The sequence below is a fragment of the Candidatus Hydrogenedentota bacterium genome (assembly GCA_035416745.1).
In the GTDB taxonomy this organism is placed as follows: domain Bacteria; phylum Hydrogenedentota; class Hydrogenedentia; order Hydrogenedentales; family SLHB01; genus UBA2224.
In genome coordinates this window covers 136,456-151,847 of sequence record DAOLNV010000002.1, presented here as the reverse complement: position 1 = coordinate 151,847, position 15,392 = coordinate 136,456, and the positions used below count along the sequence as shown (strand labels likewise).

The window sequence follows — 15,392 nt, the reverse complement described above, 5'->3', positions numbered from 1 at the left end:
GGTTTTCCCGCCCGCCCATTGAACAAGTTGCGCGCACTCGCCCGCGAATCATTGTTTCTTGGACGCTTTGGTCGTAGGAATGAGCAGAGCTGGCGCTCGGCGCTCCCAGGAACACCACGCCACAACAGCGCGTGAAGAAAGCGGCTTCCGGAGCCCCGTAGGGGCGGCAGGCCGTAGCCCATGACCGCCTCCTCAGCCCCGGAGGGGCACGAGTGCCGCGCCGCCGCGGGGTGGCTCGGATTCTCCATCGCCTGCTTTCTTCGTCAGTAGCCCATCGCTTTGAGCTCTTCGTCGAACCCAGCCGGCAGGTCTGCCAGCGGCTGGGCCACGTCGCGACCGGCGAACCGGAGCATGTTGCGGAGCAATCGTTCAGCCTGCGGAACCCGGCCCAAGTTGTCGCGAATGAGCAGCGAGTTCAGGATGAACTCGCCCGCGCCCAGCTTGTATACCGCAACCATAAGGCCGGATTGGTAGCCCCACGAGGCATTGATCCCGCCAGCGACCGGGTCGGCGGCTGGCTCGATGCCCATGAAAACCACGTCGGGGATCAGTTCGCGGTAATAGCTGTAGTCCATCAAACCGCCCGCCTGCATGCCTTCGAAGATCGGGTGGCTTTTGCACCACTCGTCGGAGTGATAGAGCCACCGGGCGATGCCGGACACGTTACCCTTGGTTCTGAGCGGCAGCCAGCCCGTTGATTCGTTTTCCTTGGCGTACGTGTCCGTCGTCAGGAAGATGACGGTCGAACCGCGCGCGATCCGCTGTGCGAGGTCCTTGAAAACGACGCCGGGCTCGGCAGTGGGCGCGCCCGATGCCAGGATCACCTCGCGGGCGGTCTGCTGTCCCGGCGCGTATGGACGGTTCTTGATGCCGCGCTGTGTGAGCCACTCGGACAGCTCGCTGTCGTGGCTCATCAGCACGATTTCGGTATCGACCTTGGGCATATCCTCCGGCGCCACGTCGACGAAGAACTTGACTTCCTCGCCGCAAGCGGCCGCGCCCTTCTCGAACGTGGCCAGGAAACGATAGGTCCCCGGAGGACCGTCGATGACCACATCCTCGGAGAACACCGGCATGACCATCGGCGGCTCCGGCTTGCTGGCCGGATCGGCAATGGTGACGGTGATCGTCTTATCGAAGACCCGGGCAAGGTCCGGGCCGGCCACCTGCAGACGGACGGGATAGTCGCCCGGCGCCAGGGCGTCTTCATTAGCCAAGACAGCTTCCAACTTGACGGGCGTGTTGCGATAGACGTTCACGGGCTCGACGAACAAGCACCACCGCAACGGCGCCCACGCGTCGAACAGGGCATCCGTGGCGCCCGGTTTGAGCTCGCGGAACGTCGTCCACACGCCCTCGCCGGTCATGCCCTGGTCGACCGTGCCGGTCAGGCTATGGCCGATGCAGTTCGGGTTCGCGCGCACCGCGTTGACGCTGAGCAGCCGTTGTCCGGCCATCCGCGCGAGGCTCTGCTGGAAAAAGTCCTCGGGCCGGTCGAAGACCTCGGCGAGGCGATACCGCTCCCAATCGGCCATGTACTGGTCGCGCCAGCTTCGGTAGAGCTGCGCGTCCTCGACCTCGGTCTTGCCCGCCTGCTCGTACTTTCGGACGATTCTGAGCAGGTCCATCGCGCTGCCGATGCCGCATTCCGAAATGAACACGGGTTTGCCGTTGCCGCTGACCGTGCGAAGGGTCTGGATGACGGAGGCCGTATGCGGCACCCGCTGATAGGGGTGTTGGTCGCTCAGGATGTCTTCCCAGACATTCGAATTCGGGTTGCTGATGGATCCAATGCTTTCCTCCGTCTTGCCGAACGGAAACAGGGCGAAACTCCCGGCGGCGGGCTTGTCAGCCGGCTGGAGGACGCCGTAGCTCCACGCGCCGTTGGGATTGTGCTCGATCGAGAAATCTTTCTCGGCGTTCCAGGCTTTGCCCGAGGCGGACGTGATCGTGACCGTTAACGCCGTGGTGTCCGCGCCGTAGTCCCCGTTTCCCCAGCCGCAGGCAGAGTCGATCGTATCGCCCGCCCGGACTTCGAGAGAGGCGGAGTAGCTGCACTCGGGCCCCTTGTCTTCGAGGTTGATCAGGCTTTCGAATAGGGGCTTGCCGTTGTGCAGGACATGCACGCTGGTGGTGGCCTTTTCTGCGATGGTCTTGTATACGGCCGAGAAATCGACCGTATCATCGGCCGGGGCGGTCCAGCGGACCACGGCATATTCTCCGTCACGGCCCGGATGGAAGGCCATTTGTCCGGGCTGCCACGTGATGCCAAGCGCTTTGATGACGTGGTCCGTCCCGTTGAGCGTAACGCACGGGTTGTCCCGGTCGTTCGGGGACCATACCCTGATGCCTGCCGTGGTACCCCCGTGAGAATGCCAACTGCCGCTGTTAAGCAGCACGACGCGCGAGTCGTCCAGCTTTCGCAGTTCCGGCAGGACACTGACGGCGTGGCGAAGGACCGGCCCGTCAGGCGTCTCATTCAGCAGCCCCCACATCGTGATGCAGGGATGGTTGCGGTCCCGGCGGACCATGCCGAAAACCGATTCGTTATAGCGCTCCTTCATCTTCGGCGAGTCGGCCAGGCACCAGGCCGCATAGGCCTCGGGATAAACCATCAAGCCGATCTCGTCGGCCATGTCGAGCTGGTATCGTTTGGGCACGCCCGAGATGAACCGGATGGCGTTGTACCCCAACATCTTCTGATTGATCAGGTCGCGCCGCAGAAAGTCGGGGTCGTGCGGCATCTCGAGGCCAATGGGGCAACAATTGCCCGTGTGTGAGCATCGCAGGTAGAGCCGTTTGCCGTTCAGCCGGAAGTAGCCGTCCTCAAGACGGAAGTCGCGAAAGCCGCAGCGGACCGAGTGCTCGTGGACGCCCAGTTGCGGATTCTTTTCCGGCGGCTGGGCCGTGGACACCCGGGCGGTCACGCGGTAGAGAAACGGGTCGTTCAGGTTCCAAAGATGCGGATGGTCCACGTGCAGGGTGGTCTCGACGAGCGTGTCACCGGCGGCCGCCTCGGGCGAGAGGCCGGCAACGGCCAGCGTTTCGCCGCTGGCGGCTGGCGCCACCGCAAATTGAAGATGCGGCGTGACTGTATCGGACCCGGCGTTACGTATATTGGTCTGGACCCGAATCTGGCCAGTCTTCCAGTCGGGCCGGACGAAGAGGTCCTCAATCCAGACCTGGGGCACGAGCAACAGTTCGACCGAGTCCCAGATGCCGCCCTGGTCCCAGGCGCTGCCGGACGAATAGGGGAGGGCCTTGTTCCGGTGCGCCGTCTCTTTTAGCACGATTCCATCGATCGGCTCGTGCGTGGGGTTAAGCACCCGCACGGCCAGGCGGTTTGTTTCGCCCGGCTTGACGATGTCTGTCACATCGAATATGAACACCGATTCCCCGCCTTCGTGCGAGCCAGCGGGAGTGTCGTTCAGCCACACGTCGGCCTTGTAGTCCACCTGCCAGAAGCGGAGCAGGGTCCGGCCGTTGGGATGCGGGTTGACGGGCGCCTCGAAGCTCCTCCAGTACCAGGCCACCCCGTGGTAGCCGGGAAAGGCGTCCTGGATAATCCATGGCACCTTGGTTGGTTTGGCGTCGGCCCGGGGCGACGACCACCACTTCTCCGCCTGCCCGACGTTTCCGGGATCGGTTGCCAACAGCCATTCCCCGTCGAGGGATATCACCGGGTTCGGGGGGGCCGGCGCACCGTATGTGACCGGACAAACCAAACAGATTGTGAGAATGACAAGCCCATTCAAGACGCTCATTCCGTGTCTCATTGCCAATCCTTTCCGGAAATTTTGCCCGAGGATTCCCCCGGCAGGTGCCAGCCTTGCGCCAATAGACGGAGAAACGGCACCATTTTGTCGTATACTCGCTGGCTTGATCAAGGATTCGGCCATATCGAGATGTGCCCGTATGCCGGAATCGCGGCGCGCCGCGGCACGGCTGCACCCGCTCTGTGCATAGTGCGACGGATTGCGGCTTTCAAGACCATGGGATTAGAATCCGGCGGAAAGTAAGGGGATTCGAAATGGGAAAGCGAATGTGTCTGTGCGCGGCGGTCCTGCTCTTGGGCATCGCTCCAACGAGCCTGGCGGAAGTGACGCGCGAGCAGTTGGATCAATTGCTGGACTCGCGCATTCTCGGCTGGCGCTGGCATTTGGGCGATGCGCCGGGAGCGGAACAAGCTGGTTTTGACGATTCGCAGTGGCAGGCCGCCGGCTTGGGGTTCGAATGGCGGCCGCACGATTCCACGGGATGGTTTCGTGTGCGTGTGACCGTGCCGGAGCAGGTCAACGGGATTCCCGCCAAAGGCGCTGTCATACGAATGAAGGCGGGCGTCGACAACGGCGCCAAGGCCTATGTAAACGGCGTGTTCCGGCAGGAGTTCGAATGGGCGAACGGCGATTTTGTTCTGACGGAGAACGCGCAACCCGGCGAGACCATTACGGTCGCGCTGCAAGCGGTTAACCGGGCCGGTTACGGCAAGCTGTACGAGACGTATCTGGTCTGCAGCGCCAGCGAGGCTATGGTGGACGCGCTGCGCGCGCTCGTAAAAGACCTTGACGCGGCAGTGCAGGACGCTGCCTACGTGCCCGGGCCGGAAGCGGCGCATTGGCGCGTCCTGGTGCAGGAGGCGATACATGCGCTTGACATGACCGCCTACCAGGCATGCAATCCTGATGCGTTTCTCGCTTCGGTGGCCGCTGCCCGCGACATCCTGTTGAGCGATCGCGCCGGCCTCGAAGAGCGCCTTGGTCAGACGGCGCGGCAGCTTGCCGCGCTCAAAGAGCGGCTCAGCCAGGGCCGCGCGGCCGGCCGCGACATGGCGTATCCGGCCGCCGATGCGCGCGTCGTCGAGAGCTTTCTCCAATACGTGCGTGACGATCTGGCCGCGAGCAATTTCACCCACCAACTCCGTGGATTGAAGGCGGCCGCGTACCTTGACCGCGTGTGCGCCGGCGCGATTCGGGAAGCGGAACTGCTTGTGTCGGATGCCGCGCCGGGCCTTTCCGCGCCCCGGTACGAAACCGCGCCGGTCACGATCAGGGACGGGGCATTCTGGCAGCACGGCCGGCCGGTCTATTTCACCGGCGTCGGCCACTTTGGACAGGTCCGCAACGACATCCCCATCCTCAACGAGTACGGGCTCAATATCATCCAGATCGAGATGGGGCCGAGTAATGGCCTCCCGGACTCGTCTACGGTCGACGTCAACGCCATCCGGGAAAACGTCGTGCGATGGTTAGACCGAGCGGCGGAACACAACGTGGCGGTGAACCTCCTGATCTCGCCGCACTATTTCCCGCAATGGGCGAAAGACGCGGACCCGGCGCACGGACTCTGCGGCGAAGGGTTCCTCAAGTTCTGCATCGAGGCGCCGAATACGCGCCCCGTGATGGAAAAGTGGCTGGACGCGTTGATGCCGCTGATAGCCGGACATCCCGCTTTGCACAGCATCTGCCTTTCCAACGAGCCGCAATACAAAGGCAAATGCGCCTATGAACGTGCCCTGTTTCAGACCTGGCTGAAGGAGAAATGGGGCCCCATCCAAGCGGCAAACGATGCGTATGGGACCGGTTTTCGCCAGTTTGAAGACGTCGAGCTCCCCAAGGACGCGTCGTGCGGGTACGGGCTGTTCTTTGACGCCTGCCGCTTCAACCAGGAGCAGTTCCTGGCGTTTCATGAGATGTTGCGCGAACGCATTCACCGCTACGCTCCGGACTTGCCGGTGCATGCGAAGGTCATGTCGCATGCCTTCGAAGATCCTGGCCGGTTCGAAGTCGGCATCGACTATGAACGATTCAACCAGATTGACCGAATCGCCGGCAACGATTGCACGTATGCCTTCCGCGGCGAGCAGCCGGGCCCATATGCATGCGAATGGCTCAACATGGCCATGAACTACTCGCTCCAGCACTGTACGGCGCCGGATAATCCCATCTTCAACTCGGAGAACCATCTGATCGCCGATGGGGACGCGCGCTACATGCCGGAATCCTACATCCGCACCGTGTACTGGCACGAGGCGCTCCACGGGCAGGGCGCCACCACCACCTGGGTGTGGGAACGCGCGCAAGACGGGGATTTCGCCGAAAACATCCTCACGCGGGCCAACTGCGTCCGCGCACTCGGCCGGGTGGCGCTCGACCTGAACCGGCTCGCACCCGAGGTCTACGCGCTGAGCCGCGCCAAGGCGCCGCTCGCGGTCCTGTACGCATACTCTTCCCTCCTGCCGTCCATGGACTATGTCGAAGAAGCCCGGGCCGCCTTCGAGGGGACGTATTTCACTGGGGCGGTTTGCGATTTCGTCACCGAACGGCAAATCGAAGCCGGTGCGCTGGCGCAGTACAAGCTCGTGATCGTGCCGCGGGCGGCGCATACGCCCGACGCAGTCATGAGTGCGTTCCAGGAGTACATCGGAGCCGGCGGCGTGGTCATGACCGTCGGACCCTGCTTCACGCACGACGAGTACGGCCGGGTCCGGAGCCAAGGACTTGTCCAGTCCGGGAGCGGGAGGCTGGTTGACTACCCCGATCCCTTGACGCCGCAAGCGTACCGCGACGTTATTGACCGCCTGCTCGACGCCGCGTGCGCGGCACGGCCCCTTCGGCTCGTGGGTCCATACGGCGAACCGGTCTGGGGAGTGAATGTGCGGGCGGCGGAGCATCGCGGCCGGTTGTTGGTAAGCGTGCTGAACGTGACCCGGGAGTCAAGGCCTGTGCGGCTCGTCGCGGAAACGCCGATTCAACGCGCAGTCGATTTGATCAACCGCGAGGAAGTCACGTTCCCGTTGACTGTATTGCCGATGGAGCCCGTCTTGCTTGCTCTGGAACCTGTGGCTGTCAAAGATGGGACATAGGGACTTGCGGCAACCCTGACGCCTGTCGAATCCATCCCTTGACCACGCGAAGCGCTGTCAACAGAAGCCTTTTGCCAATCGCCCGAAACACGATCATCCCCCGACGGCTCCGCCTTGCCGTCGTGCGTCCCGTCATTGGGGCCAGGGAGCGCCGGGGAATGCCAGACCACAGATGCGGTTTCCGGAAACACGGGTGTTTGGCGTCCATGTCCCGGAAGGTGAAATGCGCATGTCCTCGCGTCCGTTTGAACGATGTGCCGGCGGCAAGCAGTGACAAAAAGGAAGCGAACCATGCACCGAAATGCACGGTTCGCCTCTTTGCGTCTTCTGATTCCGGCGGCTCAGTAGACGGCCTTGATGGCCACGCTGAACACAGCGGTATAGTTGCTGTTGCTCAGCGTAAACGTCGAAGTGCTGCCAGTAAGGGTCGCCGTGGTAAGGCCCATGTTCTTCGTCGAGCCGATTTCGTACTCATCGTAGAACTTGTTATAGAAGTCGATTTCATAAGGATTGAACGCGAAATTGAGCTGCGTTTCGCCGGGCGGGATGATCATGTCGAACACCGTCCAATTCGGGTACTTCGTCTTGCCCTTCTTCATCTCGAGCTTGATGGACACGCCGTCATCCGCGTTCAAATCGGACATCGGAACCGTAACCCCCCACAACGTGGCTGCCCGGGGAGAAGTCGTGCGGGCCGAGAAAATCCATTCGCTGTCGCCGAACAGGTCTCCATTCACCTTAGCATAGAAGCTTGTGAGCGTAATCGTGACGCGGATGTTGTTTTCCGCGGCGGACACGACGCCGGCCCACATGCCCATATGATCAACGATGCCCGTGTGAACGGTCGGGTAGTACGCGAGTCCCGGCATCTGCAGGGTGCCGTCGGTGGCCGCATGCAGCGCCGCGGACGTTGTGTACCCGTGAAACTTGCAGTCATCGACGTTGTTTGTCCCGTCGTTGGGTTGGTTGCACAGCGCCGTGATATAGCCGTCGCCGTCCGCGGTGGCCACAAACTGGTTAATGATGATCGGCCCGTAATACGCCGAGTTCATCGTTTCGTTGGCCGAGATGTTGGCGCTCACCCAGTCATATTGCATATCGTCGATGTCGGGGGAGGGGTTCTCACCGAAGATCCACGCCAAATCGTTGTACGGGAGACTGCTGGCCGCCCAGTTGCCGCACAATACGCCCACGATCGGCATCCAGCGGGAGACAAGCTGATCGCTCGCCAGATTGCACAGATTGTGCTCGATCATGTAGCGCGTGATTTCCGTGCCGAAACTGCCCGACAGGATGATTGCCGACGTAGCGCCCGAGCGTGTGATCACGTGCTTGATGTACTTGGCCATGCGCAACGCGTACTTCGGCACCCTCTGCGGGGCTGCGTTATCCGCCGCGATGTCATCGGCCGTGTACCAGGGCGGAGGAACCGTTCCGTAGTACGTGGCGCCGCACACCTGATTGGGCGCGGTTGGATTCGCGATGTTGGTGGGACGGCCCGTAAACGCCGCGATCTGGCTGACAGGCCCGGCGATGTCGTCAATGGTCGAATCGTTGCCAAATTCAGTCGTGTAGGTCCAACCGTCATTGTCGAAGCCATGAATGTAAACCATGATCGCGGTGCTTGAGTTGTAATTCACCGCCCCGGCCGGCGGACTCATCACTGCAACCGCCAGCATTACTCCCACGAACACAATGCAACGTGACCAACACTTCGAACCGCGTGAAATGTTCATCATAACCACATTCCTTGTCTTTAAGCTGCAATTGTTGTTCGAACCCCGCATGGAACTGCCGCAAGGCGAAATCCGTTCTTTGCCCTCCGTATCACCCCCTTTCGATGGGACGGGATGGAGATTTCGAAGAGAGTGCAGGAGGGAGCGCGGTGTGTGCGCATCTCTTGTGGTAATCGGTCTCCATGACCGGCGACACAAAACCTTCCTCCCGTATCTCCAACCCGACACTTGCTTGAGTTTCTTTGAAAGCCCCCGATACCGAAAGCCAAGCTATCACACGGCATCTAAATTGTCAATATCCTCATTTATCGGTGTTTTCGTTGTTAATCACACATTTCACCGTTTTCATATCCATCATTTTCTTCAGTTTTTGTGACTTAATTATCGAACGGGTAAGCAGTAACGTTTTTCGCTCCAGGTCCGCGAGACGGAGTTTCAGTCAAAAAGCTGCTAATGGATGCTCTCTTCGGGTAGGAGAGGGGAGAGAATAGGTGTCCAGCACGGCCGATGAGCTTGTGCCCGAGCATACCCCCAGCTGCGCCGGAAGCCTATCCCAGGGGAAAGGGGCCCTGCGCCGGACCAAAGCCGCTTTCGCCGCGGTTATTGGCGAAGTCTTCGCGCTATCCCACCTTCCCTACGTCTTGTCAGCCCCCAAGTGGGAATTCCCTGCAAAGACACACGGAATCGTCACTCCTTCACAAGCCAGAGCTCCGCCACCTGACAGCCCCGCCCGCTCACCAGGTCCCACCGGAGCCGCAGTGTGCCACTTGCGGTCACCGCCTTGGGCAACGCGTATTCGAGCACGGTGGGCTGGGGTGGTTGCTCAAGGGCAGGGTGAACCAGATAGCCTTGGTTGGCTGTCAACGTCATTGACGGCCGGAACCGGCCCGCGTACAGCACTCGCAGGATGTATCCCGCGCTGGTGTCCAATCCTGTGTATTCCACCTCGAGAGGCGTGTTAAACAGCGTGGTTGCGCTGGATTGCCAGGAGAGCCTGCCGCCGCCCTTTTGCGGGTCGCTCGAATCGCCGCCGTGCCACGCAAACTCGTTCTGGGTGGAACTGACGCGGCCAGGGTCCTCAGCCCAAGGAAGCTGCTGGACCAGGTGCGGTTGCTTCGCCGCGTTCCCCAAGTCGTCGTAATACCCGCCTGCTCCAGGATTCTCCCAGTTCAGAATCACGTTTATTGCAGCCAGTTTCTCTTGCTCCGTAGCAAGGGCGCGTATGGCGGCGAAACGGTTCTCAAGCCACCAGCGGTTGTTCACGGGCCAGTCCACGGTGTCCAGTATGGCGCCCCGCTCCAGCCCCGCGGCAACGTACGGGGAGGAAACGCTTGTCTGTAGCCCGATCGACTCGAACAGAGCCTCACACAGGTCTTCGATGCGGGTGCGCAGAGCGGCCTGAACCGGCGCGGTGTCCGGCTGGGCAAGGAAAGCTGCCGCGCTGTCCATGGCCGCGTTGGCGCCCACGCTGCCGCCTGTGGCCAAGGCCCCGTACGCGTTCTCCTCAAGCGCGGTTTCATTCGTAAGCCGTGCGCGGATATACCGGTCGTAGTATGCCCTGAGAAGCAGCAGTTGCCAGCGCCAGTTCTCCTCGAGTTCCGGGTGGGCGGACTCGAGCTGGCTCCAAAGTGTCCACGTGTCGTCCACCCCAGTGTTATCCGCCAGGGTGCCGACCCAGTTGTTCTCGAGTCCCAAGATGCCGTCAACAGCGGTATCCGCCGCCTCAGGACCAAAGAAGAACCGCGCATAATCGGTCAGGATCTCCTCGACGGAGATCGCCGGGTCCCATCCTCGCATGGTCCATACAATCTTGTTCACATCGTCGGTTATCCCATCCGAATAGCTCAGGAACCCCGTCGTATCGGGTGCGGTCCAGTTGTGGACATGGGCAAATTCAGCCGGGCGCGGGTTGGGCGCCTCGCGGTTCAATGTGTGTGCAAGCGCCTCGTCCCACTGGTCCACCGGGTATTGACAGCGGACATTGTGGCAGATGTCGGGATAGTGCCGGATGGGATACTGGGCTGGCGTGCGCATCCTCTGCTCAGCCAGCGAATGTTTGGTCCATGGGCCGAACACCACTCCCGCAAGCCAATCGGGCCGCTCCCTATCGAGGTAGTTGAAGAACCAGTCATTCTGCGCATGCTCGAACCCCTGGTTCGAGACCCAGACGCCCGCATCCGGGTGGCCTTCATGCAACAGTTCGGCCAGGTCTTCCAAGAAGGCCATCACCAAGTCCGGGGAGTTTGAGCCCGGATCGCCGCCCGGCACAAACACGCCGTCGATACGCACGCAGTCCTTATACAGTTGCTCCTGCTCGGCCAAACCCGCGGCGCGCTGCACCGGGTCCTGCAAGTCAAAATCGGCCGGGGTCCATACCCAATACTCGATGTCGTAGTCCTGGCATAGCTGGCTCAGGGAAGCCGCCATCTCCGCGGGAGGAATGGAGAAATGGACGCTGTTGTCCGCGGGCTCGAACGGGATATTCTCGATGGCATTTGCCCCGAATAGCACCAATTCGCGGATGTACTGCTCATACCGCGCTACATCCCATGCGTCGTAGCTGTTGGCCGTGTTGCGGTACCCAATTTGATGTCCCCGCAGTGGGAATGCGGGCGCAGTGGTGATATTGGGCGCGGCCGGAAGCGTGGCAGCGCCCGTGGTCCAATCCAGGCTGCGCAGCAGCTTACCCACGCCATACAACACGCCGCGCGGGTCCGCGCCAATGGCCCAGACTACCGTAGGACCCGTTGTGCGCGCCTCCACAAAGAGGTGATATCCCTCGGCAGACAGCGCGGGGTGTTCCGGTTGGGCCGTCAGGGCAATGACCGTGCCCGAATCCGGCCAGGTGTCAACAGCCGGCCAGAGCAGCCCCGTCCGCGACTGGACCTCCTCCACAAGTGCTGCAGCGGCTTTGTCTTCCGCTGTCTGCAGCGGTCCCGGGTTCAAGGCCAACACGGCGTTCGTGAGGTCTATCGCCCCCGTAGCCGGGGTGTCGGCATTCGCCACTTGAACATAGCCCTCCCTCACAGCCGTGAATGTGCCCGCCGCCGTGGCGACCGTCAATGACACAGTATAGCCACCGGGTCTGGTGTACACGTGCACAGGATACTGGTCTGTGCCTGACGTGCCGTCGCCGAAGTTCCACAACCACGACCTTATGGGCGTATCCGGGTTTTCGGAAAGGGTCTGGAAAGAAACCGTCAGAGGCGGTTCGCCCAGCGTTCGGACCGCGCTGAAATCCGCGGGCGAAACCCCGGCCGATACCACAAGGGCCACAGCGCTGCCCGGACGCACCAGGGTGCCCGCCGCCGGGTCCTGACTGATCACACTGCCCAGAGGCACGGTCCTGCTATGGGCCTGTGTCACCGCGCCTACCACCAAGCCTGCCGCGCGGATCGCCGATTCCGCGGCCGCCTGTGGTAAACCTTCCACCGAAGGCACCTGGACCGGCACAACGGTGATGTAATTCTCTTTCGTCTCCGTGTCCGTCTGGCCGTTTTCAGACGTGACAGTCAAGGATACGGTAAAGACGCCCAGCTCCTGATACGCGTGCTGGGGGTCGGTTTCCGTGCTCGTCGAGCCGTCGCCGAACTCCCAGAACCATTCGACAATGGGGAAGGTTCCCGCTATGGATTCGTCTTGGAAAACCACAACAGCACCCGAAGGGCCCGGAACCGGCTCGCGGGACACCGCGGAGAACGCCGCTTCGGGGGCCACCGGCTCAACGGTGATATAGTTCTGTTTGGTCACCGTGTCCTGGCCGTGTGCGGTCTGAACGGTTAGAGACACACTATAAGTGCCGATACTGCTGTAAGCATGCACGGGGTTCTCGGCCGCGCTCGACCCCCCGTCGCCGAAATCCCACGCGTAAGAGGTGATGGCACTAGTGCCCGGACTCGAAAGACTGGTGAACTGAACGCTCACGCCGGGAGACGTGTTGACCGGATCGGCAGCAAATTCGGCGGACGGCGGGCGCTTGGCGCTCACCAAGACATACCCGCGCCTTGTCAGCATTGCAGTCTCGTTGTCGTTGGATACGGTAAGCGAGACGTCGTAAGAGCCCTCGGATGCATATGCATGCCGGGGATTCTGCTCCGTGCTGGACGCGCCGTCGCCGAACTCCCACAACCAACTGACAATGGCCGGAGCGTCAGCAACAACTTGCGAATGATCGGTGAATTGCAGCTCCTCATCGGTAAAAGCAGTGTTACTGCTCACGGAGAAGGATGCCCCTAGCTGTCGCGTGGCCTGGACCAGCACCTGCACTCGGGAAACCCCTTCGGCGGTCACATTGATTGTGCCGGTGTTCGAGCCCACATTCATGAGGTTACGGTCAAGGGTAACCGTGATGGTGACCGGATCGTCGGGGCCGGTACTTGTGCCGGTCTCGGGAGAAACGGCGACCCACGCATTGCCGCTCGAGACCCGGAACTGCCCCAGCGGAACGCTGGTGTAATTCTTTCGCACCTCGAAGGTCAATGACGTTTCGGAAGTGCCGAAATCCAGAGACGTTGGAGAGACAATCAGGGCCACGGACGCATTCTGGCCGGCTGGACACCCCACAAAAATCGCCGCGCAGACAACGCTCAAGACGGCGACACACGCTGTGGACAACAATCGCGATCTCATGGATAAAACCCCTTCCCCTGAACCGCCTCAAATCACTCCGGCAAGTCTACCCTATAAACCGGCCAGCATTCATCTGTACCCACACGCTTACTATGGTGCCGATCGGAGGCCCAAACGTCAATCACGAATCTCATATCGCGTATGGTCTTCGAGAACACATCACGATTCAACAACAAGGGTTTATGACTACTTGGCCACCAGTTTCGCGGGAATTGACCCGAAGTCAAGAGCCCAAAAGTCAAGACTCCTGTCAGGATTTTCCGGATTCGAGGGGCCACGGTCTGGACCGTATGCAAGGGTGTATCCATCCTCGTAAGGCACGATACAGCCTTTCGTTAGCAGTGCAAGCGGCTCCTGGATTCGGAGGCTCGGTTCCGGCGATTTAATTATGCGATTCCGCCTGACGCGCGAAACAACCAGGACATGGCCGGGCTCCGGGCCGTCGTGACGGAAACGGATAACTCCGAACCATCGCCATTGACATCGAAATCAAGCCCGTGCCAGCATGGGTGTGCCGAGGGGGTGGCCTATGAACAATCACGGAAAACCCGATTCGGGTCTCATCAATCGCCGGCAATTTGTTGCGGCGGCGCCGGCACTGTTCGCGGCGGCGTGCACAACAACCCGCACGACAGTTACGGAAAGGCGCCCTCCTCCAAATATCGTAGTAATTATCGCGGACGACTTCGGGGTGGGCGATATTCAGGCGCTTACGCCCGGCAATCCAATCCCGACGCCGAATCTTGATCGTCTGGTTCATGAGGGGGTCGTCTTCACCGACGCGCACAGCGCTTCAGCGGTATGTTCGCCCAGCCGCTACGGTTTGCTGACAGGGCGTTACTGTTGGCGGACGCGGCTGCAGGAATGGGTGCTTGACGCCTACGAGCCGCCGCTCATCGCACCCGACCGCTTAACCCTGCCGCAACTTCTCCGGACTCACGGCTATCATACGGCGTGCATCGGCAAGTGGCACCTTGGCTGGGACTGGGCCGGCGACGGGGAAGGTCGCGCAAAGAAAGCCGATTTCACCGTGCCGATCGGGTCGGGGCCCACCACTCGAGGCTTCGATTACTACTTCGGCACGGACGTACCGAATTTTCCCCCGTTCGCCTTCATCGAGAACGACCGGGTAACGGTGCAGCCGACTGGCAAGAACAAGCCAGACCCCGCGATTCATATCGGGTTCGACAACGCGCCGATGGCCCCGGGCTGGCGTTTCGATCGGATCTTACCGGCCCTCACCGAACGTGCGGTGGGCTACATTCACGAGCAGGCCTCCAGCAAGAGGCCGTTCTTTCTTTATTTCCCCATGACGTCGCCGCATGAACCGATCTCGCCGTCCGAGCAGTTCAAGGGCAAGAGCGGCATCGCCCCAATCGCCGATTTCTTGATGGAGACGGACTGGTCGGCGGGGCAAGTCATAAACGCGTTGAGTGAAGCCGGAGTCGCGGAGAACACGCTCGTGATATTCGCTGGGGACAATGGTCATTCGCACTATACCGGCTGGGAGTTGCTGGTAGAACACGGTCATCGGCCCAGCGGCCCCTATCGCGGTTGGAAAGGCGAAATCTGGGAAGGCGGCCACCGAGTGCCCTTCATCGTCCGGTGGCCGGGCAAGGTGAAGGCCGGGTCCCGGTGCAGCCAGCTCATCAGCTTGAATGACGTGATGGCCACGTGCGCCGCGATTGTCGGCGAAAAGCTGCCGGATAACGCGGCCGAAGACAGCGTGAACATGTTGCCCGCGTTTGTCGGACGAGCGAGGCGGCCGTTGCGTGAAGCCCTCGTGCACCACAGTGTCCGAGGAGGCTTCGCGATTCGACAAGGTCCCTGGAAGCTGGTCATTCTCTCCGAGAAGGAGGGCGACCCCAAATTTGAGCTGTATGATTTCGCGAACGATATCGCCGAAACAGAAGACGTGAGCAGCCAGCACCCGGATATTGTACAGCGCCTGACCGTGCTGCTCGAGTCTTACGTGGACGAAGGGCGCAGCACGCCGGGCGCGCCGCAACGCAATGACACGCTCGATATTGACTTCCGCCACCTGCCGCCGCAACGCTGGGCGCGGCCTGCTCCGAAGTGAACGCCGGCGGCTTCAATGAGCTCCTGATGACCATGTGCAATGCTGAATACATCAGATACGGGTATTTCATTGTCATCGAGGTCCA

The 15,392-nt window shown here is 61.3% G+C and carries 5 protein-coding genes; 2 read left to right on the top strand and 3 right to left on the bottom strand.

Annotation, left to right across the window (positions count from 1 at the left end):
* Window positions 1–263: 263 nt before the first annotated feature.
* A complete protein-coding gene (locus tag PLJ71_01690; protein HQM47365.1) occupies window positions 264–3,776 on the bottom strand; it encodes a glycoside hydrolase family 2 TIM barrel-domain containing protein in 3,513 nt (1,170 codons plus the stop codon).
* 254 nt (window positions 3,777–4,030) lie between these two features.
* Here PLJ71_01690 and PLJ71_01685 point away from each other — a divergent pair, with 254 nt between their 5' ends.
* Complete coding sequence (locus tag PLJ71_01685) at window positions 4,031–6,862, top strand: beta-galactosidase (protein ID HQM47364.1); 2,832 nt, start codon at window positions 4,031–4,033, stop codon at window positions 6,860–6,862.
* A gap of 341 nt (window positions 6,863–7,203) precedes the next feature.
* On the opposite strand, the gene PLJ71_01680 is transcribed toward PLJ71_01685, so the two are convergent.
* Both PLJ71_01680 and PLJ71_01675 read right to left on the bottom strand, forming a co-directional pair.
* Complete coding sequence (locus PLJ71_01680; GenBank protein ID HQM47363.1) at window positions 7,204–8,601, bottom strand: hypothetical protein; 1,398 nt, start codon at window positions 8,599–8,601, stop codon at window positions 7,204–7,206.
* Window positions 8,602–9,285: 684 nt separating this feature from the next.
* Window positions 9,286–13,227 (bottom strand): PKD domain-containing protein, encoded by a 3,942-nt coding sequence (locus PLJ71_01675; GenBank protein HQM47362.1) that lies wholly within the window; start codon window positions 13,225–13,227, stop codon window positions 9,286–9,288.
* Between the two features lie 529 nt (window positions 13,228–13,756).
* Between PLJ71_01675 and PLJ71_01670 the strand changes: the two genes are divergently transcribed.
* A complete protein-coding gene (locus PLJ71_01670; GenBank protein HQM47361.1) occupies window positions 13,757–15,307 on the top strand; it encodes an arylsulfatase in 1,551 nt (516 codons plus the stop codon).
* Window positions 15,308–15,392 lie beyond the last annotated feature (85 nt).